The organism is Enhygromyxa salina (assembly GCF_002994635.1).
GTDB classification, from domain to species: Bacteria; Myxococcota_A; Polyangia; order Nannocystales; family Nannocystaceae; genus Plesiocystis; species Plesiocystis salina_B.
The window spans coordinates 126,230-147,432 of sequence record NZ_PVNL01000042.1 but is presented as its reverse complement, the minus strand read 5'-3'; the positions used below and the strand labels follow the sequence as shown (position 1 = coordinate 147,432).

The 21,203-nt window shown below is 65.9% G+C and carries 18 protein-coding genes; 13 read left to right on the top strand and 5 right to left on the bottom strand.

Features of this window, described 5'->3' with window-relative positions:
- Nucleotides 1-90: 90 nt before the first annotated feature.
- From ENSA7_RS10020 to ENSA7_RS42185, 4 genes are all read left to right on the top strand, one after another.
- The gene (locus ENSA7_RS10020) at nucleotides 91-1,035 is read left to right on the top strand and encodes a DUF4349 domain-containing protein (protein ID WP_146157536.1); all 945 of its coding nucleotides are present in this window, start codon (nucleotides 91-93) and stop codon (nucleotides 1,033-1,035) included.
- A gap of 88 nt (nucleotides 1,036-1,123) precedes the next feature.
- Nucleotides 1,124-2,110, top strand: a complete 987-nt coding sequence (locus ENSA7_RS10015; RefSeq protein WP_146157535.1) for a DUF4349 domain-containing protein — start codon at nucleotides 1,124-1,126, stop codon at nucleotides 2,108-2,110.
- Nucleotides 2,111-2,112: 2 nt separating this feature from the next.
- Nucleotides 2,113-2,805 carry a hypothetical protein gene (locus tag ENSA7_RS10010; protein WP_106089001.1) on the top strand — a complete coding sequence of 231 codons (693 nt, stop codon included), beginning with the start codon at nucleotides 2,113-2,115 and terminating at the stop codon, nucleotides 2,803-2,805.
- A gap of 76 nt (nucleotides 2,806-2,881) precedes the next feature.
- Nucleotides 2,882-3,376, top strand: coding sequence for a hypothetical protein (locus ENSA7_RS42185; protein WP_146157534.1), 495 nt, complete (start codon nucleotides 2,882-2,884; stop codon nucleotides 3,374-3,376).
- Here the strand turns inward: ENSA7_RS42185 and ENSA7_RS10000 are convergent.
- Nucleotides 3,289-4,635: a right-handed parallel beta-helix repeat-containing protein gene (locus ENSA7_RS10000; RefSeq protein WP_106088999.1), complete on the bottom strand. Its 1,347-nt coding sequence runs from the start codon at nucleotides 4,633-4,635 to the stop codon at nucleotides 3,289-3,291. The genes ENSA7_RS42185 and ENSA7_RS10000 overlap by 88 nt on opposite strands.
- Nucleotides 4,636-4,972: 337 nt before the next feature.
- Between ENSA7_RS10000 and ENSA7_RS09995 the strand changes: the two genes are divergently transcribed.
- Nucleotides 4,973-5,842: a hypothetical protein gene (locus tag ENSA7_RS09995; protein WP_106088998.1), complete on the top strand. Its 870-nt coding sequence runs from the start codon at nucleotides 4,973-4,975 to the stop codon at nucleotides 5,840-5,842.
- A 10-nt stretch (nucleotides 5,843-5,852) separates the two neighbouring features.
- On the opposite strand, the gene ENSA7_RS09990 is transcribed toward ENSA7_RS09995, so the two are convergent.
- The 3 genes from ENSA7_RS09990 to ENSA7_RS09980 all read right to left on the bottom strand — a co-directional run bounded on the left by ENSA7_RS09990 (nucleotide 5,853) and on the right by ENSA7_RS09980 (nucleotide 8,104).
- Nucleotides 5,853-6,284: a hypothetical protein gene (locus ENSA7_RS09990; RefSeq protein ID WP_146157533.1), complete on the bottom strand. Its 432-nt coding sequence runs from the start codon at nucleotides 6,282-6,284 to the stop codon at nucleotides 5,853-5,855.
- 163 nt (nucleotides 6,285-6,447) lie between these two features.
- Nucleotides 6,448-7,182 carry a transposase gene (locus ENSA7_RS09985; protein WP_106088996.1) on the bottom strand — a complete coding sequence of 245 codons (735 nt, stop codon included), beginning with the start codon at nucleotides 7,180-7,182 and terminating at the stop codon, nucleotides 6,448-6,450.
- Between the two features lie 106 nt (nucleotides 7,183-7,288).
- Nucleotides 7,289-8,104 (bottom strand): transposase zinc-binding domain-containing protein, encoded by an 816-nt coding sequence (locus ENSA7_RS09980; protein ID WP_106088995.1) that lies wholly within the window; start codon nucleotides 8,102-8,104, stop codon nucleotides 7,289-7,291.
- 166 nt (nucleotides 8,105-8,270) lie between these two features.
- Between ENSA7_RS09980 and ENSA7_RS43455 the strand changes: the two genes are divergently transcribed.
- The 8 genes from ENSA7_RS43455 (at nucleotide 8,271) to ENSA7_RS09940 (ending at nucleotide 19,200) form a co-directional block, all read left to right on the top strand.
- Complete coding sequence (locus tag ENSA7_RS43455; RefSeq protein WP_106088994.1) at nucleotides 8,271-8,828, top strand: hypothetical protein; 558 nt, start codon at nucleotides 8,271-8,273, stop codon at nucleotides 8,826-8,828.
- A gap of 76 nt (nucleotides 8,829-8,904) precedes the next feature.
- Nucleotides 8,905-9,699, top strand: a complete 795-nt coding sequence (locus ENSA7_RS09970) for an OmpA/MotB family protein (RefSeq protein WP_181233561.1) — start codon at nucleotides 8,905-8,907, stop codon at nucleotides 9,697-9,699.
- A 46-nt stretch (nucleotides 9,700-9,745) separates the two neighbouring features.
- The gene (locus ENSA7_RS09965) at nucleotides 9,746-10,258 is read left to right on the top strand and encodes a hypothetical protein (protein WP_106088992.1); all 513 of its coding nucleotides are present in this window, start codon (nucleotides 9,746-9,748) and stop codon (nucleotides 10,256-10,258) included.
- Between the two features lie 250 nt (nucleotides 10,259-10,508).
- Complete coding sequence (locus ENSA7_RS09960) at nucleotides 10,509-14,654, top strand: CheR family methyltransferase (protein WP_372237559.1); 4,146 nt, start codon at nucleotides 10,509-10,511, stop codon at nucleotides 14,652-14,654.
- Nucleotides 14,655-14,865: 211 nt separating this feature from the next.
- Nucleotides 14,866-16,737 (top strand): MATE family efflux transporter, encoded by a 1,872-nt coding sequence (locus ENSA7_RS09955; protein WP_106088991.1) that lies wholly within the window; start codon nucleotides 14,866-14,868, stop codon nucleotides 16,735-16,737.
- Nucleotides 16,738-17,134: 397 nt separating this feature from the next.
- A complete protein-coding gene (locus tag ENSA7_RS09950) occupies nucleotides 17,135-17,680 on the top strand; it encodes a transposase (protein WP_146157531.1) in 546 nt (181 codons plus the stop codon).
- A 611-nt stretch (nucleotides 17,681-18,291) separates the two neighbouring features.
- Nucleotides 18,292-18,828 carry a sodium/proton-translocating pyrophosphatase gene (locus tag ENSA7_RS09945; protein WP_146157530.1) on the top strand — a complete coding sequence of 179 codons (537 nt, stop codon included), beginning with the start codon at nucleotides 18,292-18,294 and terminating at the stop codon, nucleotides 18,826-18,828.
- A gap of 9 nt (nucleotides 18,829-18,837) precedes the next feature.
- A complete protein-coding gene (locus tag ENSA7_RS09940) occupies nucleotides 18,838-19,200 on the top strand; it encodes a TraR/DksA family transcriptional regulator (RefSeq protein ID WP_106088988.1) in 363 nt (120 codons plus the stop codon).
- 115 nt (nucleotides 19,201-19,315) lie between these two features.
- Here the strand turns inward: ENSA7_RS09940 and ENSA7_RS09935 are convergent, their stop codons facing one another.
- Nucleotides 19,316-21,178, bottom strand: a complete 1,863-nt coding sequence (locus ENSA7_RS09935; RefSeq protein WP_146157529.1) for a hypothetical protein — start codon at nucleotides 21,176-21,178, stop codon at nucleotides 19,316-19,318.
- Between the last annotated feature and the right edge of the window lie 25 nt (nucleotides 21,179-21,203).

Below are 21,203 nucleotides of genomic sequence, written 5' to 3'. Positions count from 1 at the left end.
GCGTCGCATCGGCTCGTGTTCACGAAGATCGTCGCGTTCTGCGGTTTCGCGCAAGCCCCGGCCCGCGCTATCGTCCGGCTCCGAGCCACCATGACCGCCACCGCCCGCACCACCTGGACCGCGCTGGTCTGTCTGCTGTCCCTGTGCCTCGCCTGCAAGTCGGCGGGCTCGATGCGGGCGAAGGCCGAGGCGCCGTACGACGAGTACGACAACTACGGGTACGGCGGTGACAGCGGCGGCGGTGACATGGCCACCGTCTACGACTTCGAGGACGACTCCCTGGAGGGGGAGATCATGGCGCCCGAGGGCGCGTCACTGAGCTCCCGCAGCCGCTCGAGTCACGACGAGATGGTCGACACGCGGCGTGAGTTCAAGCGCGAAGAGGCCCCGCCGCCACCCAAGCCGAGCCCGGATCCGTCGCCGACTGAGCCCACGCCCGTGGACACTGGCACCCGGGTCGACGTCCCCAAGCCGCCCCAGCAGGCGCCCAAGCAAGCCGCGACCAAGCGACAGGTCATCTACACGGCCAACATGCAGGTCAGCGTCTACGACGTCGAGCACAGCATGGTGCTGATCGAGGCGCTGCCCGATCGCTACGGTGGCTGGCTCCACCAGCGACTCGACAATCAGATCGTCCTGCGGATCCCCGCCGAGCACCTCGACGCCGCAATGGACATGATCGCCGAGCTCGGGGTCGTCGAGCTTCGCACGCTCGAGGGGCTCGATGTGACCGCCGAGTACACGGATCTGGAGTCACGCATTCGCGTGCTCACGCAGATGCAAGAGCAGCTCGAGCTGCTGCTCGCCCAGGCCAAGGACGTCGAGCAGGCCCTCGAGATCCGGCGGGCGCTCGGCCAGATCACCATGGAGCTCGAGCTCGCCCGCACGCGCATGCGCGAGCTGTCCAAGTCCATCGCGTTCTCTACGCTGATCGTCCGTATCGTCGCGCGCGGCCCCGCCGTGGATCTGCCGACCAGCAACGACCCGTTTCCGTGGGTGCTCGAGCTGGGCGTCGAAGCCACCGAGTACCGCTGAGCTGCCCATCGTAAGCAACTTCGGCAGGGCTCCGTTGCCGGGCCGGACGAACAACCGCTCCACCAAAACCCGCAAGACTGGTGACTCCATGAACTTCAATCCACTCCACGCCCGGCCCGGGCGGTCTCGCTGGCGGCTGCTGGCTCCACTCGCGCTGTTGGTTGCGCTCGGGTGCAGCAAGAAAGCCGACCCGATGGCCTACCCTGGCGAAGAATACGGCTACGCCACCGAGCTGCCCCAGGCAGTCACCATCGACATCACAGATAGCGCCGACTACGCGGGCGACGGCGAGTACGACTTTGACGAGGATCTCGCGGAGTACGAGCGCGAGCCCATGGCAGATCGCAGCGTGATCGCCAGCCGCGGCAGGGGAGCGCGCGCGCAGTTTCGGACCAACGCCCCACCGGCCCGCGACGCCAAGGGCAAGGCCAACGCAGAGGCCAAGAAGTCCAAGGCGGCCGCCGAAGCAGCAGCGGCCGGGGGGGACCAGGCCGGCGAGCAAGCCGAGCCCGGCGACCAAGAGGCCGACGACGAGCCCGATCACGGTCGGCAGATCATCTACATCGCTGGCATGCAGATCAGCGTGTACGACCTCGAGAGCGCCATGGCCAGGCTCGAGGCGCTCCCCGACACCTACGGCGGCTGGGTGCACATGCGCAGCCAGACCCAGGTCGTGCTGCGGCTGCCCGCGATCAAGCTCAAGCCCGCCATGGCCATGCTCGCCACGCTGGGCGTGGTCGAAGCCAGGACCCTACAGGCTCAGGACGTGACCGCCGAGTACGTCGATCTCGACTCGCGTATCAAGGTCTTGCGCGACACCCAGACCCAGCTGCTCGAGCTGCTGAGCAAGGCCAAGACCGTCGAAGAGGCGCTGCATGTCCGCCGGGCCCTCGACGAGGTCACCATGGAGCTCGAGCTCGCGCTCGGGCGCATGCGCCAGCTCTCGGATCTGATCGCGTACTCGACCCTGACCGTCACGTTGACCGAGCGCGGCCCGCAAGACAGCATTCCGACCAGCAACGATCCATTTCGTTGGGTCGACACGTTGGGCGTCGAAGCCACGGAGTGGAGGTAATTATGAATCTGATCAAGACATTGTCGTTGGCCGTCGTTGGTGCGGGGCTGCTGGTTTCGTCGGGCTGCGCCAGCTTCAAGCTCCGCAATCCTCCCCCTGGCTTCATCGAGGTCTCGGCTGACGACTACGGCGGCGAGGCCGAGCTGCGCATGAAGGCGCCCGACAACGTCGGGCTCAACATCACCACCTTCAGCAACCGCCGCGGCGGGACCCTGGCGATCTGGGCCGACGACATGATCACCAAGCTCTCGGCCCGCGGCTATCTGCTGCAGCGTCAAGAGCCGGTCAAGTCTCGCAACGGCGTCCCTGGCACCCGCTTTGACTTTTCGTACACGCCCGCGGGCGCCGACGGCGAAGAGAAGTTCTATACGGCGGTGCTGTTCGTGACCGACGCGTGGCAGGTGGTCGTGCAGCTCGCGGGCAATGACGAGCTGGCCGCGGCGCACGGTGAAGATCTCGAGCGGATCCTCGCGGACATCAAGATCCGCGGCTGCAAGGTCGGGTCGAAGGTGTGCAAGAGCGGCCAGCCCAAGCAGTTCGACACCAAGCAAAAGCCCAAGCCCAACGTCAAAGCCGACGATGTCGAGCAGCCGGCCGACAAGCCGGCCGAAGCCGACAAGCCGGCAGCGGGTGACAAACCGGCCGAAGCCGAACAACCGGCGAGCGGTGACAAGCCCGCCGACCCGGCAAAGTAGTAGTCTAGCTCGCGCGGCGAACCGGTTACGTCCCGCGAATGGCATGCACGCACGACAGCCTATAGGCTGTTGTGCGATGCTCCGCTCCGTCCGTGTTTCACTCCTGGGCTGCGCCCTCGCGCTGCCCCTGTTTGCTTGTGACGAGGAGACACCCGAGGTCGATCTCGTCAAGCTACGCGCTGATCTCGACGCGGCTCAGGCCGAGCTGAAGGAGACCCAGGCCGCGCAGGCGGCGAAGGCCGGTGACGATGGCTGCGCCAAGCAGCTCGCGGCCGCGCAAGCCTCGCTCGCCAAGGTCGAGGCCAAGGTCGAGGCACAGGCTGCCCAGATCGCCGAGCTCGAGGGCGCCAAGGGCAACCTGGAGGGCCAGCTCGTCGCCAAGGAGGCAGCGCTCGAGGCGGTCAAGGCCCTGCAGGATCAGCTGTCCAAGTCGCTCGTCGAGGAGGTCGAGACCGGTGACATTCGCGTGTCGCAGCGCCACGGCTACCTCGTGATCGACGTCTCGGAGCCCAGCCAGACCGAGAACAGCATATCGACTGAACCTTCCACAATACGATTGCCAGTTACCTGAACGGACGACGCCGCGCCAACATAGAGGTGGACCATCAGCCACGCCATCGCCGTATGCAGTTCCAGCACTTGCTTCATCAACGAGTCTATCGGGCTAAGCACATCTTGCATGAGAAGCTCCGATGGAACGCCACCAAACGGATTGCCGGTCACCATGCGAGAGACATTATCCGTCACAACACAACTATCAAGCGCCGACAACAGCACCCCGCATCCGACGCCACCTCGCCAGGGCCACCTTCCCTCGACATTGTTGTTCGAGAACACCAGCGCCCCACACTCGACCGTGGCCGCGGTATCGTCTGTCCAGGCGACCTTCGGTACATCGGCCGTATCAGCGTCCAATGCATGAGCGAGGTTGACAACCTCCACCGCGGCAGAGCCCGCTTTCACCTGGACCGAAGCCAAGCCGACCGGCGCCCAGCGAAACGCAACGTTCTCGAGCTCATCGTCGATCACCGGCGCCCCATAGCTCACCAGCGAGTTCCCCGTCACGATGATCGCCCCAAACCCCCGCCGGATCCACAGCGCCTTACCCAGCAGGTGACTCACCTCGTTCCCGCGCACCGTCACCGCCGCCTGCGAGCTCGCACCCGTCCAGTCCTTCACCGGCTCTGGCGGGATCTCCCCCGGCGTGCTGGTCGGAAACGCGGGCATCTCCTCCCCAACCTCTCCCGTCTTCGCCCTGGTCCGCAACCGCGTCGCCTCCCACACCACGATCCCCCCACGCAGCCCCCGTGTCACCGGGTCCGAGCCCTCGGGCAGCTCCACGCAGTTATCCACGATCTGATTGTCCTCGATCACGGCATTCATCGCCGCCACCAGCCCGACCCCGCAGATCGGCCCCCTCGGCACTTTGCCATTGTTGCGAATCGTGTTCTCGTGGATCCACGCGTTGACCGACGCCGCCAGGATCACACCACCCCGCGCCTTGTCGAAGTAGCGATACCCTGAAGGGCTCGTGTCCGTCTTGCAGTTGTCCTCGATGATGTTTCGCGCGATGTCGGCGTCCGTCACCACGATGAATCGTGGCACGTTGTTCTCGTCCTCATACGACTTGTTCGAGGACCAGAAGTAGCTGGTCGAGATGCCGCTCTGACCCATGTTGCGGATCCGGTTGTCGTAGATCCGGAGATCCTCGATCGGCCCGCCCGGCAGATAGGTCTTGGGCTCGTATGGCGTCGGCGGGTCCTGTGGGTCATCGCCCTCCTCGCAAAGGCACGGGTCGGGCTGGCCGCCCAGCCCGCGGACAGAACGCACTCAGCCCGTGCGGGCTCCCGCGGGTTGGTATCCGCCCTGAGGCCCCTGGAGAGTGAGAGAGCCCTCTGCGGCAGCCAGACCTCGCCACCACCATCAAGCCCCCAACGGAGCCGCCCCCTCGGACTCACCTGCGCCCACTCAGCCTCGCATCGCCACGACCTGAATCTCCTCGTCCAGCTCCCGGAAGCCGACGGGTCCTCGCCGCCCTGAACCCGCGCAGGCCGGCCTCGTCAACCGGCCCATGGGCCGCACTGGCGCTTCCGTTGGCGTGCGACGGAGCTCACCACGGAGCGCGATCTCGATTGCCAGCCGAGGCCCGGCGTGCGAACGTGAGCGCATGAAGCGGCTGCCCTTGCCGAGCTTGTGCGTGCTCCCACTCGTCTTCGCGTGCAGCGACGATGGCAAGAGTGCCGACACCGCCACCGGGTCCAGCAGCGCTGAACACGGCGACGGCGACGGCGACACCCCGGGCGACGGCGACCCAGGCGATCGCGACCCCGGTGATGGCGATGGCGATCCGGCCTGCACGCCTGGCGAGCTCGACTGCGAGTGCAACGCAGGCCAGTGCCTCGGCGACCTCGAGTGCGTCAACAACACCTGCGTCGCCAGCTGTATCCCCGGCGAGCTGGGCTGTGAGTGCAACGCCGGCCAGTGCCTCGGTGACCTCGAGTGTTTCGGCGATGTCTGCACCGACCCAAACTGCATCCCGGGCGAGCTGGGGTGTGAGTGCAATGGCGGACAGTGCCTCGGCAGCCTCGAGTGCGTTGGGAATGTGTGTATGGAGGCTAGTGGAGACGGGGATGGGGATGGGGATGGGGATCCGCCTTGCCCCAACCCCAACGAGATGATGTGCGATGGTCAGTGCATCGATGTCATGGAGAACAACGACAACTGCGGGTCTTGCGGCACCGTCTGCAACTGGCTAAATAAGGGGGCCCCCGACATTGGCTCTTGCGTCGACGGCGACTGTTTGCCTACGTTCTACCCATGTTACAGCCAAGCAGACGGCTTCATCAACTGTGATGAAATGTGTGCCAGCTTTGGTGAGACTTGCGTTAACAACGGCTGCGATTTCAACACCCACGTCTACACCGACAGCATGAACATCTGCAACGGTGGACTTGTGGGGGGACAATCCAGTTTGGGCTGCGGCCAGCCCATCGGATGGCTTCAAGGGGACTGGGTTGGCTGCTGCTGCACACAGTGACTCACATTCACTACACCACCGCGCCCGCCGCGACCACGACCATGACGTCCCCCTGAGTCGCTAGGCTCAGATCATAGTCGCAACCTTCACCCACAACAACTTCATCCTTCAAGATCGAGACATTGTTGGCCTTTACCGTGGTACCGAGGTCCGTTGTCACGGGACAGTGCGTTGTGACGTTGCCCGTGTATACCATCGCATCGGACAGAGTTGAAACTACGTCCGAGGTAGGGTTCAGCGCGGACCCAACCCAGGCCGAAAACAAGACGTCAACAGAGCCATCGATGACTCGGTTACCGCTCGCCTGAGCGGACGACCCGGCCCCAACATACATATGAACCATCATCCATGCCAGGCTCACCGCAGCGTCTGCTACTTGTTTCAGTAAAGAATTGATGGGCGGAAAGGACATCCGATGCGGGGTCGCGGGATGCGTGGACATCGCGCCACCCCGCGCTTGGTGTGCTCGGCGGCCGGCGAGGCGCATCGCGGACGGGTCAGCTGCCGGACAGGACCGGTTCGGCGCGACATCGCCCCCGAACTTGCCCAGCTCCGTGAACCCGAGGCACGGCTCGACCATCACGGCCCGTTCAGAGTCGGGTCGGTCACGCCGCGAAGTCGAACTCGAGCTGGCCAGCTGGGGCTGGCCTTTGCCGCGGAGGCGGACGGGCACCGAGGCCCAGATCGGCGAGCGCCCGTGCGATGTCGTCGGGCCTGTTGGCGATCTTCACCAAGCGCATCGCACCGCGGCAGCGGGGGCAGGTCATGATGTCGACCGCGAACACCCGCGAGAGCAGCCACGCCCATGGATGTCGAGAGGGTTGCTTGGCGAGTCCCTCGAGCGCGGTCGGATCGCCCGCGAGCGACAACGGGATCTGCGTCGGCTCAGCGCGCTTGGGTTCGGGGCCTGGCACGACCTCGGGCCGCGCCTTGGCGTGGGCAGCGAGCACGCCGTGATAGCGCAACATATGAAACCGTGGTGGCGGGATCAGGGCACACAGCCGCGCGATGAGATCGAGCGGAGCGAGCAAGACGGCGTGCACACCATTCTTCCACGCGTGCCGAAAGTTGTAGCGGCAGCGACCATCGGCGGTGAGCTCGAGGCGCTCTTGGGCGAGCGGTGGTCGTGCGACGTAGCGACACAATCGCTCGAGCCGTTGGCGATCGCGGCTGGGCACGGCCGCACCCGCGTGCACGTTTACGCCACCAACTTCGGCGAGCGCTTCGTTGCGCTTGGCGACTTCTCGCACCGCGTGCGCGAGCTTGCGAGTCTGCTGCCCAGGTGCGTCGCCGAGCAGCTGTCGGTCCGCGGCCGAGGCCCCATAGCACGACGCGAGCACCGGCTGCTCTTGCCCGAGTAGGTCGGTCGCGGGGTCATCGCCCGCGAGCTCGTCGAGCGAGCGACCGTGACGTTCGAGAACGACGCCGAGTCGCTCGTGGGTCCACCTAACAAGTCATGACCCCCACAGACACCTTGGCACTTCGCCGACTGCAGCCGCTTCGCGTCTGGTCGCTTCGCTCCTCGGGGTCTTTTGTTTGCAGGGGTATGTGTGGCCCCCTGGAGGGGGGCTCCATTTCCTGGGTCCATGGGTCGCAGGACGTGCGGGGAAATCTGGGAGCGCCGAGCTCGTGGAAGCGCAGCGCACCTCGTTCGTCCCTCACGTACACGCCGTCGATCACGAGGCAATGGAAGTGCACGTTCAGCCGCAGCGAGGAGTCGCCGCGCTGAATGAAAGTGACGGCACCGAACAGCGCATCGTCGACCGAGCGCAGACCGAGCTGCGCCTTCGCTCGGCGCCGAAGCGAGCGGCGCAACGACACGATGAACGCGTCGAGCACGTCGGCACATAGCTTGCGGTCGTAGCCCATCGCATAACGCAGCCGCCACGGCAGCGAGCAGACCCACTGCCGCACCGGGACCTCCGGGAACACCTCGTCGACGAGGTGAGCCGCGACGTCAGCCATGCGCCGGCCCGTGCATGACGGGCAGAATCCTCGCTTCTTGCACGAAAATGCCACGGCCAGCGACTCGCCACATTGCCGGCAAGCAAAGTGGGCGAGGCCGTGCTCGAGCATGCCGCAGCGCAGGTAGGCCTCGAACTCCTCGACGATGAAGTCAGGCAAACCGCCGGACTGCTCGGCGCGCTCGAGGAAGGTCGGCCAGTGCTCCTCGATGAGCTGGTACAGCAGCGTCTCGTCGGGCCTGCGGCGCTGGTAGCTGTCTCGGCGCGGAGTCGTCGAGCACGGCGAGGGAGCAGCCACGACCAGCTACTCGGCCGTCGTGGGCTCGCTTTGCAGAGCTCATGCGTGAGCCAGCGAGGTGCCCGGGAGCTGGGCCACCCTCGCTTGCGGGAGGGTGGCCTCGCCGACTCACGCCGTGCACACACCGAGGGGTTCGTGACCGGCCGGCGAGCGTTGCGAGCTGCGCATGAAGGCGCCCGATAACGTCGGGCTCAACATCACCACCTTCAGCAACCGCCGCGGCGGGACCCTGGCGATCTGGGCCGACGACATGATCACCAAGCTCTCGGCCCGCGGCTATCTGCTGCAGCGTCAAGAGCCGGTCAAGTCGCGCAACGGCGTCCCCGGCACCCGCTTTGACTTCTCGTACACGCCCGCGGGCGCCGACGGCGAAGAGAAGTTCTATACGGCAGTGCTGTTCGTGACCGACGCGTGGCAGGTGGTCGTGCAGCTCGCGGGCAACGACGAGCTGGCTGCGGCTCACGGTGAAGACCTCGAGCGGATCCTCGCGGACATCAAGATCCGCGGCTGCAAGGTCGGGTCGAAGGTGTGCAAGAGCGGCCAGCCCAAGCAGTTCGACACCCAGCAAAAGCCCAAGCCCAACGTCAAAGCCGACGATGTCGAGCAGCCGGCCGACAAGCCGGCGGACAACCCGGCCGAAGCCGACAAGCCGGCAGCGGGTGACAAGCCGGCCGACGCCGAACAACCGGCGAGCGGTGACAAGCCCGCCGACGCGGCAAAGTAGTAGTCTAGCTCGCGCGGCGAACCTGTTACGTGCAGCGAATGGCATGCACGCACGACAGCCGATAGGCTGTCGTGCGATGCTTCGCTCCGTCCGTGTTTCACTCCTGGGCTGCGCCCTCGCGCTGCCCCTCTTTGCCTGTGACGAGGACACACCCGAGGTCGATCTCGTCAAGCTACGCGCTGATCTCGACGCGGCTCAGGCCGAGCTGAAGGAGACCCAGGCCGCGCACGCGGCCAAGGCCAGTGACGACGGCTGCGCCAAGCAGCTCGAGGCCGCGCAAGCCTCGCTCGCCGAGGTCGAGGCCAAGGTCGAGGCACAGGCTGCCCAGATCGCCGAGCTCGAGGGTGCCAAGGGCAACCTGGAGGGCCAGCTCGTCGCCAAGGAGGCAGCGCTCGAGGCGGTCAAGGCCCTGCAGGATCAGCTGTCCAAGTCGCTCGTCGAGGAGGTCGAGACCGGGGACATTCGCGTGTCGCAGCGCCACGGCTACCTCGTGATCGACGTCTCGGACAAGGTCCTGTTTGCCGTCGGTGAGGCCGAGCTGAGCGAGCGCGGACAAAAGGTGATCGCCAAGCTGGCCGAGAGCCTCAAGTCGCTGCCCGACAAGTCGGTGTTTCAGGTCGGCGGCCACACTGACAACCAGCCGATCAAGTCCGAGGAGGTCAAGGCCAAGTTCCCGACCAACTGGGAGCTGTCGGCCGCGCGCGCGACCAACGTGGTCCGGTTCCTCGAGGAGTCCAGCGGGATCCCGGGCGAGCGCCTGGTCGCCGCTGGATTCTCGCAGTTCCGGCCGGTCGCCGCCAACAACAAGGAGAAGAGCCGCGCCAAGAACAGGCGGATCGAGATCGCCTTGTTGCCGCCGCGGCCGAAGTGAGGGCGGGCTCGTGACGGCGTGAATCGGGCCTGGTAGAGTCCGCGCCGTGATCGAGTTTGCCCGGATCCCGCTCATCGTCGCCCTCGCCCTGACCGTTCCGCTTGGCTGCGGCAAGAAGGAGGAGCCGCCCAAAGCGGAAGAGGTCAAGGTCCTGCCCGAGGCCTCCAACGGTTCGCCGCTCGCGGTCGAGATGGTGGAGTTCATCGGGGAGGGCGAGGAGCGCGGCCTGAAGGTTCGGCTCTACAACCACGGTGACAAGACCGCGGCCGGGGCGATGCTGCTGTTTCGCTACTACGACGCCAGCGATAAGCTGCTGCGCGTCAAGCCGGGCACGCCGTTCGAGAAGGACAACGACTTCACGTCGGTGTCGGGCGGCAAGTACAAGTGCGAGCCAAAGAAGAACAACACCTTCGAGCTCGACGGTCCGATGCTCGCGGTGCCGGCTGACGCGACGCGGGTGGAAATTCTAGCGACGAAGGTCGACGCGATCGCGGCCGACGGCAACACGATCGAAGACTGGTGGAGTCAGGAGAACTGGTCCGAGTGGCCGGCGGGCTAATCTCAGCGGTGTCGGCGAGCAGCCGGCCCGCGTGATAGGCGCGAGCCGAAGTGTCCCGCCCGTGCTCGGTGACGATAGACGTTCGTGGCGGTGGCGGTGGCGGTGGCGCTGCGTCTCGTCGGTGCCACGCGGGTTTGGAGGGCGCCATGGACGCCCCGGCAAATATCGCGTTAGATCAGTTTCGTCGGTTGTCTGTAGTCCATGCTAGGAGTGGGCTGGTGCTTTGGACGGCGAAAGCTCGAACTGCTAAGTGGGCATACCCAAAAACAAACGCGCGAAGGGAGCTCCGCCCGTCGAAACGGGCTCAGTTCTTCCGGCTGAGCTTTGTCCCGCCGCACCCTGTCCGATCGTGGGCATCGGGGCCTCGGCGGGCGGGCTAGAATCTTTCTTGCATCTATTGCAGACCCTGCCCGAGAGGCCGGGGCTGGCGTTCGTGCTGGTCCAGCACCTCGACCCTCAGCACGCCAGCCTGCTGAGCGAAGTGTTGACCCCTGCGACCAAGATGCCAGTCCTCTCGATCGAGGATGGCATGAAGATCGAAGTGGATCACATCTACGTGATCCCGCCCAACGTCGATCTGGAGGTCATGAACGGAGCCCTGTCCCTGCTCCCTCGCCAGGTCGGCGTCCGCGGTCCCACCCATAGCATCGACTTCTTCTTCCGCTCGCTCGCTGCCGAGATGGGTAACCGGGCGATCGGGGTGGTGTTATCCGGGACGGGAACGGACGGCACGGAAGGGCTGCGCGCCATCAAGGCCGAGGACGGCGTGGCGTTTGCTGAGGATCCGGCCACCGCCAAGTTCAGCGGCATGCCGTCCGCCGCCGTCGCGGCCGGGGTGGTCGACCTCGTCGCCGACGTCCCGGGGCTCTCGCGCGCGCTCCTGCAGCTGAACCATCATCCCCACCTCCTCGACACGGCCCCCGAGTCCGACGTCGTCGTCGAATTTGGAGACGAGGCGACGCTCCGCAAGATCTTGTTGCTGGTCCGGGCTGGAGCCGGCGTGGACTTCCGCGACTACAAGCCCACGACGATCCGACGGCGCCTCGCTCGTCGGATGGCGGTGCGACAAGCGTCGAGCCTGACGGACTATCTGACGGTCCTGCAGGGGGATCCGAAGGAAGCGCGCGCGCTGTTCGAGGATCTGCTGGTCAACGTCACCTCGTTCTTCCGCGAACCGGAGGTGTTCGAGCACCTACGCGACAACATCCTGCCCAAGCTGCTCGAGAGCAAGCCCGAAGGGGGGGGGATCCGAATTTGGGTGGCCGGGTGCTCGACCGGCGAGGAAGCGTACTCAATTACCATCTGCCTGCTCGAGGCGCTCGGTGAGAACTTCTCCAAATACACCATTCAGATCTTCGCTACCGACATCAGCGACGAGGCGATCAATCGAGCGCGGGCGGGGGTCTACCCTGACAGCGCGGTGCGCGAGATCAGCCCTGCGCGGCTTCAGGCTTACTTTAGCCGCACCGAGCGCGGCTATCGGATCAACAAGTCGTTGCGAGACATGTGCGTGTTCGTGCGGCACAACCTGGTGAACGATCCTCCGTTCTCCAAGCTGGACCTGCTGTCGTGTCGCAATGTCTTGATCTACTTCAACCAGGCGTTGCAGAGCCGCGTTCTCGCAATGTTTCATTTCGCGTTGAATCCGTCTGGATTCCTGCTGCTCGGTCGCAGTGAGAACATCGTCGATCCCCATCAGTTGTTTTGGAGCGTCGACAAGCAATTCAAGGTCTTCAGTCGCACCCAGGCCAGGCCCCCTACACGCTTCGTCCCGCCCTTGGCCTTGCATGCCCCGAATCCCCAGGGTGTGGCACCGAGCCCATTCTCGCAGTCCGCCAGCGATGTGATCCGTCAGGCCGAGACCCTGCTGCTGGCGAACTACGCTCCCGCCGGCGTCGTCATCGACGCCAAGGGCGAGATCATTCACTTCCGCGGGCGCACCGGCCCGTACCTCGAGCCCCCACCCGGGCGACCGCAAAACAACCTGCTCAAGATGGCCCGCGAAGGGCTGCTCGCCGACCTGCGCGTGGCGCTGACGGAGGCCAAGAGCACCAGGTCCGTGGTGCGCCGACCGGGTGTACAGCTCAAGCACGACGGCTCGACCCTGAGCTGTGACCTCGTCGTGTTTCCGCTGCCTGGGCTCCGGGACCGCCGCGAGCAGGCGCGCGCGTTCGTGGTGGTGTTCGAGGAAACCCATGAGCAGCCGGCGGTCACCACCGAGGGTGCCGCGTCGGTCGTCGTCTCGCTGCCGCCCGGTGACGACAGCACCCGCATCGAGCAGGAGCTCAAGGCGACCAAGGAGTACCTCCACGCGCTCATCGTCGAGCACCAGCACGCCAACGAGGACCTGACCTCGGCCAACGAGGAGCTGCTCTCGTCCAACGAGGAGCTGCAGAGCCTCAACGAAGAGCTCGAGACCGCGAAGGAGGAGCTGCAGTCCACGAACGAAGAGCTCACCACCCTCAATGATGAGCTCAATAACCGCAACCACCAGCTCCAGCAGGTCAACAGCGATCTGGCCAACGTGCTCAACAGCGTGGAGCTGCCCGTCATCATCGTGGACGGAGACCGCAAGGTCCGCCGATTCACGATCGGGGCACGTCCCCTCATGAACCTCCGTGCAGCCGACCTTGGGCGCCCGATCGACGAGATCAGGTCCGAGTTGGAGATCGACTTGGATCACGAGATCGCCGAGGTCATCGACACCGTGACGCCGCGCGAGACTGAGGTCCAAGATCGCGCCGGTCGCTGGTTTCGGCTGCGGGTCCGGCCGTACCTGACGACCGACAAGAAGATCGACGGCGCGGTCGTGACGGTCATGGACATCGACCTGCTCAAGCGTGCCTTGGGTGCCGCCGAGTGGGCGCGGGACTACGCCATGGGCACCGTCGAGGCCTTGCGGTTGCCGATCCTGGTGCTCGATGAGCGCCTGCACGTACTGTCGGCCAACCGGGCGTTCTACGAGTCGTTCTCCTCGACCCAGGCCATCACGGAGAGCAAGAGCCTGTTCGAGCTCATCGACGGATGCTGGGACTCAGTAGAGCTGCGCGGACGCCTCGAGGCGATGCTCGCCAAGCAGGCGCCGTTCGAGCCGTTCGAGTACGCGTGCTTGGACGCCAAGACCTACTTGCTGGCCGCGGAGCCGGTTCGCTCGTTCGTCGGCGTTCCGATGGTGTTGCTCAGCATGGAGGACATCACCGCCCGCAAGCGCTACGACGCCGAGCGCAGCGCCCTGCTCGGCGCCGCCGAGCGGGCCCAGGCCGAGGCCGAACAGGCCAACATGGCCAAGGATCAGTTCCTTGCCACTGTCTCCCACGAGCTACGCACGCCGCTCTCGAGTGTCCTGTTGCAGTCGCAGATGTTGCAGCGTGTGACGAGCCCCGAGCGACTGCGCAAGGGGCTCGCCGCGATCGGGACCTCCGTGAAGATGCAAGCGCGGCTGATCGACGATCTGCTCGACGTCTCGCGAATTGTGACCGGCAAGCTAGCGATCGATATGCAGCTGGTTCAGCTCCCGGACATCGTACGCAGCGCCGTGGAGACGGTCCTACCGATGGCCGACAATGGCTTGATGGACATCACGGAGACGATCGATGACGATCTGCCGCCGGTCTGTGGTGATCCCAAGCGCTTGCGGCAGGTGGTCTGGAACCTGCTGACCAACGCCATCAAGTTCTCGCCAGCAGGCGGAGAGATTCACGTGACGCTCGATCGAAGTGACGGCTACGCACGCATCCGCGTGGTCGACAACGGCCTCGGGATCGACCCCGACTATATTTCGAGCATCTTCAGTCGGTTCTCACAGGCCGACCTGACGCAGACGCGGGCGCAGGGGGGGCTCGGGCTCGGGCTCGCGATCGCCGACCATCTCGTTGACGTCCACGGCGGCACGATCAAGGCCGAGAGCGCCGGGAAAGGCCAGGGGTCCACGTTCACGGTGATGCTGCCGTTGTTGAGCGACGACGCACGCACCGCGCTCGCGCGAGACGATGCGCCCGTGCGTGATTCGCGTCCAGGTCGGATGCAGGGCACCAAGATCCTGATCGTGGAGGACAATTCTCCGACGCGCGAGGCGCTGTTGCAGATGCTGACCCTCAGCGGCGCCGAGGTCCGAGCCGCGCAGTCGGTCCGCCAAGGCCTGGAGCTGTTCGAGGCGTTCCGCCCGCAGATCCTCATCAGCGACATCGCAATGCCGGAAGAAGACGGGTACAGCCTGTTGGCAAAGGTCCGGGCGCTCGGCCCCGCGCGCGGCGGCGACGTCCCTGCCTTGGCCTTGACGGCGCTGGCGTCCGAGCAAGACCGCAATCGTTCTGCCGCGGCCGGGTTCCAGCTCCACCTCGCCAAGCCCGTCGACATGGAACGCCTGGTCGACGCCCTGAGCAGCCTGTTGCCCTAGAAACTTTCCAAAGATCCCGGACAACTTTTTAGAGATTTCGGACGGGAGTCTTCACAATCCGCGATGCACGTCAGCGGCCGGGCCTCGTGGACCGCACCAATCTAGCGACCAGCAAGCATCTCCTGACGACGCGGCTCCAACCTGATCGGCGCTCTAGGCAGACGTCGCTCACGAAACTCCCGCACGAGGGTCGCGTACGCTCGTGCGGTCGATGACCACTCCCGGAGCACCCAAGCCCGCGCGCGCGACCCTGGTCGAGGGCGACATCGGTCAGGCACTGCTCGGCTTGGCGCTGCCGATGTCGCTCGGGATCGTGTTTCTGATCGCGGTCAACTTGGCCGACACCTACTTCGTTGGCCAGCTCGGCACCGATGAGCTGGCTGCGATGAGCTTCACCTTCCCGGTGGTGATGCTGGTGATGTCGGCGACCATGGGCCTCGGGGTCGGGACCACCTCGGCGATCGCCCGGGCGATCGGTGCTGGCGACGATCGCCTGGTCCGACGCCTGACCACCCACGCGCTGATCCTCGGGGTCACGATCGTCGCCGCGCTCGCGGGCCTGGGCCTGCTCACCCAGCGCTGGCTGTTCACCCAGCTCGGCGCCGAGGGGTCGGTGCTCGAGCTGGTCATCGAGTACATGACGGTGTGGTTCCTGGGCGCCGCGTTCTTGGTCATTCCCATGCTGGGCTCGGGCGCGATCCGGGCGACCGGTGACGCCAAGACGCCGATGTACATCATGATGGGCGCGGCGCTCGTCAACGGGATCCTCGACCCGGTGCTGATCTTCGGGCTCGGGCCGATCCCGGCTTTGGGCCTGCGCGGGGCCGCGCTCGCAACTCTGGGCGCGAGGCTGCTCACCTTCGTCGCGGCGCTGTGGGTCTTGGGCTCGCGGCTGAAGATGATCGAGTGGCAGCTGCCGGCGATCACCCAGCTGCGCAGCTCGTGGCGGTCGATCCTCTCGGTCGGAATTCCGGCGGCGTTGACCAACATGCTCGCCCCGATCGCGACCGGGGTCATGACCGCGATGATCGCGACCCACGGCAAGGCCGCGGTCGCAGCCTGGGGCGTGGGCTCGCGGCTCGAGGGCCTGGTGTTGATCGCCCCGATGGCTCTCAGCGCAGCCCTCACGCCCTTCGTTGGGCAAAACTGGGGCGCCCATCGCCACGACCGAACCGCCGAGGCCCTGCGCAAGGCTCGACGATTCGTGCTGATCTGGGGGGCAGGGGCGTGGCTGTTCCTCGCGACATTGGGCGGACTCGTGGCCGGTGCGTTCTCGGCCGATCCCGCCGTTCACGAGGTCCTGAAGCTGTTCTTTTGGATCATCCCCGCGACCTATGGCGCCCACGCGGTGGTCAGCGTCGTGAGTGCGACCTTCAACGCGGTTGATCGGGCGGTTCGGTCGACCCTGATCTCGGCGATGCGCAGCTTGTTGCTGGCGATCCCGTTGGCCGCGCTCGGTAGCTATCTGGCCGGGATCGTCGGCATCTTCATTGGCGTCGCGCTGGCCACGATGATCAGCGCGTTGATCGCGAACGCCTGGGCCGCCGAGCTGTACCGGGGCCAGGCGGTCGTCGTCGCCAGCCAAACTCGGGTCGAGCCCGAGCGGGCTCCGGCCGCGTCCCAGTCGATGGTCGGCGTGGCGACTCATCGCAGCGGCCTGATCGATCGTCTGGTCGCCAGTCTCCAGGGCCTCGACGGGCTCGAGATCGGCAAGGCCCGCGTCAACGCGATCGGCTTCTTTGGCCCGGGCGGACGCGAAATTGGCCATGTTCACCGGGGCGGGCAGCTCGACCTGTGTTTTCCGCCTCGGGTGCTCGACGAGCTGGTCGCGGCCGGGCGGGTCGTCCACCACCGCCACATCGACGACGCCTGCTGGGTCACCTACGAGCTCGAGTCGGGGCTCGGCGGGGCGACCGAGCTGCTGCGGCTCGGCCACGCGTTGGCCAAGGTCCGCGCCGAGGTCGAGGTCAAAGGCCACGCCGACCTCGACCGCGCGCTGGCGGGGCTCGACGTCGGCGAGCGCTTGCGGGAGAGCATCGCGGCGGTCGTCGACAGCTGGAGCCCGAAGCCGATCGCGGTCTGAGCCCGGCTCTGCAAGCGAAGGTCGCTCGGTGGCAGGCCCCACCGAACCGGACTGCCAGTCTCACAATCACCCCCACTTTTCATGGGTCCTCGGAAGAAACTGTGGGTCAAACCAGGCACCGGGACGCCGCGAGGGGGTGCCACGTCGCGACGTCACCCTCCAGGGCAAGCTCGCTCCGCTCGGCGCTACGCGCCCCTGGACCGCGACGCCGCGGCGTGGCGTCGAGCCGATGTGGGCCAAGCTCGAGGCTCGGCCCACGCGCCGATCCTCGTCGAGCCGGAGACCGCCGCGAGAGCGAGCTCAGCGATGATTTGACGCGGACAAGAGCATCCCACCGTGAGCTCTGCGAGGATGAGGTTGCGACACCAAAATCCACAGCGAGGAACGGCACGGCGGGATGCAGATTAAGACATTGCTCAATCGGCTCGAGAAACACAAGGGCTTCGTGTACGCGGACGTCTCGCTCGAGGAGGGCGGCCGGGAGCGCCTGATGGTCCGTATCCGCCCGCGCAAGGGCAGCAAGCCGGTGTGCTCGGTCTGCGGCCAACGCGGCCCCTGTTATGACACGCAGAAGGTTCGCTACTTCCAGTTCGTGCCGCTCTGGGGGCTGCTGGTGTTCTTCGCCTACGCGATGCGTCGCGTGGACTGCCCGCGCTGCGGGGTCAAGATCGAGAAGGTCCCGTGGGCCCAAGGCAAGAGCCCGACGACCACGACCTATGCCTGGTTTCTCGCGCGCTGGGCGAAGGTGCTCAACTGGAAGCAGGTCGCCTCGAGCTTCCGCACGACCTGGGACACGGTCTATCGGTGGCGCTGTCGTGCTTGGTACCGTCGGGGCCTGGCAAGCGGGAGTTGCCACACCTCGCGCTCTCTTCCCGGTTGGGGTAGGTGTCAGCGTGCCGCTGGTCGTGACCGGCATTCTCCTATTGGTCGGCGGGGGCATTAGGAAAAAGCGGGTGCAAGACATAGTACTTCGGTGAATCAGCGTGACCCGCGCCCAGGCTCACTGGTCGAATCGTCGAGGCACTCGAGCTCGAGCGCGCCGGTCCCCCCGCAACACGGCCCGTCGAACCGGCTAGGCGCAAGCTTCTACGTTGGTGAAGGTATCGAAGGTCTCGTACATGAGTACTCACGCTTGGCCGTTGGCGACGTCTGGACAGGAGGCGTCGTCGACGGTGCAGTACGGGGGTGCAGCGGCCGCCCTGGCAGCCGTCAATCTCCGACTGCGCCGCCCACCCCATGCCGCTAATGCATTCGTGGCCGAAGGGCGCACGGTTCCCCTCCGAGTGACGGGCGCCTCGACCTCTCCGCGGACCGAAGCACAGAACCTGCGCGCGCAGCAGGGGAAGTCGGACCCCTGCGACCGCCGCCCGGTCCGAACTGAAGCCGCCAGAGCTGGTTCCATACCACCAGTGTGAAATTTGCTCGGCCGGTGAGGCGTGCGAGTCGGCATTCCGGAACTTGTAGACTTTATTCATTCCCCCGCACCAAACTGCGAGAGTGACGCCTAGTCCTAGTCGGGAGGCCCTAGGCAATATGCATGTTAGCCTGAGGCCAATGCCTCCGACCTTTCAAGAGCCAAGGCCAACGCCGGTTACCGTGATCGGGTGGGCGTGGATTGTGATCGGCGCACTGATGCTCGTCAGCGCGACGATCAGCTTCATCGCCTCCATGGCGGTCGGCCTGCCCGCGCCCCCGCCGCCGACGGCTGGCACGCCGGAGCTCCCCTTCTCCAGTATCTGGAAGTGGTTCCCGGTGCTCGTTGCCGGCCAGTGCGTGTTCAGCATCGTCGGCATCGTCGCTGGCCGAGGGTTCCTGGCGCTCCAAGCCCGGGCCCGCACCACCCTCGAGATCCTCAGCTGGATCCTGTGTGTGCTGTTGATCGCCTTCGCGGTCAGCTGGATCGCCAACTGGGCCGCCGTCGGCTCCAGCGATGACCCCTTCGGACCTGGCATGATCGGTGCGGTCATGGGTGTCTTGATCTGCTTGATGTATGGCGCGCCGGTGGGCCTGATGATCTATCACCTGCGCAGCCCAAAGGTCCGCGCGGCGCTCGAGCAGCGGGCCAGCGACGCACAGCCTGAATCGCAGTAGGCTTGGCGCATGAGCGAGCCCCTTCCACTGACGGCCGCGCAGCAGCTCGAGCTGCGCGCCAAGCTGCGCGCCCTCGACGAGGAGCTGCTGCAACTGATCGAGCAGACGGCGGAGGGGGCGGCGCCCGTGGATCTCGACGAGCCGATCGGTCGCCTGTCGCGGATGGAAGCGATGCAGCAACAAGCAATGACCGCCGCGAACCGACGCGCGAGCGAGCGACGGCGCGAGATGATTCAGCTGGCCCTGAGCCGGCTCGAGCGTGGCGAGTACGGCGAGTGTCAGTCCTGTGAAGAGCCGATCGGCTTTCGTCGACTCGACGCTCGGCCCGAGACGCCGCTGTGCCTGATCTGCCAGCGCGCCCTGGGTGGCTGAGTCGCGCTGGGGTCTCGCGCTAGAACGCCCGCATCCAGACCGACCCGCTGACGGCCGCTCCGACCGTTGTCGACTTGGCGCTCGCGATGTGCCGGTAAGGTTGGCGATGGCGAGCTCAGATGAAGGTGTGGCAAGCACCCCAGAAATCGAGCTCGATGTGGCTAACGGCCGACAGCTGAAGGTCGTGATTGAGCTCGCGAGGCACGCTCACGCGCCAAAGCGTGAACGGTCCGATGGTGGCGTAGGGCGTGGTTGGCGAGGCGCTGCCGATTGTGCCGTCGATCTCTATCGCGCCCGTATCGAGGCGGTAGCGAAACACGACAGCGACCGGCGCGTGGTGAAATGATCGGGACTGACCGTCGCGGCCAACAATGACCTCTGCGCCGCTGTGTTCGATGCGAACGTAGAGCCGGTTATCGGAGGTCCGAGCGCCCTCGATGCGCGCGCGCACGTCGGTCAAGCGGATATTGGCGAGGCCGGCGAAGGGGCTCTCGGCGACGGAGGTCGTCGGGGTGACGGGGCGGAGGTTCACAAGGATCTCACCGGTGTTGCGAAACGTCTCGAGCTCGTCCGGGTGGCTGGCTTCGGTGATCGGTACGAACACGCCGCGAGGTTTGGTCCGGCTTCGCGCGGCCGCGTCGGGGAATCGCTGAGGAAGGCTGCCGATCGCCTCGACCGCGTCCTGGTACGCGTCGAGCACCTTGGCCGCCGCCGCCGAGAGCACCCCGTGGTCAATCGCGTTGGGCGCGTCGAGGCGCAGCGCTTGATAGAGCAGCGGGAAATCTGCGAGGGCCCAGAACGAGAACGCCCGGCTCGCAAGGTAGATATGTCGAATAGCCCGGTGGGTGGCGCCACGATAGAGCTGGGCCATGAACGCGGTCATGTGGGGGAGGTCCATGCGGACCGAACTAGCGAGCGCGTGCCCGATCCCCCGGGCCTGGACCGCGAGCTGGGTAATGCTCCCCTGCAGCTCGAGGCGACGGCTGGCGAGTTCATTCAGCTCCATGACCAGGCCATTGCGACGAACGATGATATCGACGTAGTCGCGCATCGCTCGGCGCGCGGCCCTAGCCTCGACGACGTCCGCGTACTGCTGAAATGTCGCGTCGAATTGCTGTTGCATCATCAGAAGCTTTTGACCGTAGGGATCATCGATGCTGATGTGGTCTCGGTGGGCCTGATAGCCGTCCGCGAGCGAGGCAAAGTCTTCACCAATGAAGTCGAGCTGACCCAGCAGTAGCTCGCGTGGCACCGATCCGTGACCGACGCTGGCGTAGCGTTGGTCGCGGGCGATCAGGTCGCCAGCGGCGTGACTGATCATCAACGCCGCGCCCAGCTTCGCGCCCCGTCCACCACCCCCCATCATCGGCAGGAACGAGAGCGTGCCCGTCGCGGCGAACAGATCGGTCAAGCCGCAGCCACCGACACGCTCGATGGCACCCCTGAACTGGCTCAACCTCTGCTCGAGTTGACTGCGGAGGGTGAGCGAGTCGTTGTGGAGAGCGTCGATGCGGCGGCGGAGATCGGCAAAGTCCTTGTCTGCCTGCTCGAGTTCGAATTCATGCTGACCGGCGAGCGTCTCGGCCTGACGTCGACCGTCCTCGAGGGCCGCCCGCGCGGCGCGATGGTTAGCGAGCTCCGCAAAGTAGGTCGCGTACGCGCGCTCGATGGTCCCGAGCAGCGCGAGGCGCTCGGCGAGCGAGCGTCGGTAGAACTCGAACGAGGCTGCGGGGGCGTAGTCCTCGGCGTTGCCGAACACGTCGAGCCCCTGGCTGAGCTGGGCGAGCCTGGCCCGTGCTTCGAGGTAGACGGCGTCGAGCGTCTCTTGGTCTTCGAGCGAGCGACCCTCGATCGGCGGAGCGCCGTGCACAGCTCGGGTCCCAAACTCGATCCACGACAGCAGCACGGCGGCGCGGCGGTAGCCGTCGACGTTGTGGACTGGATCGCCGCTGAGGTAGTACCCTACGGCCTGCTGCAAGAGCGCGATTTGATGACTGGTGTCC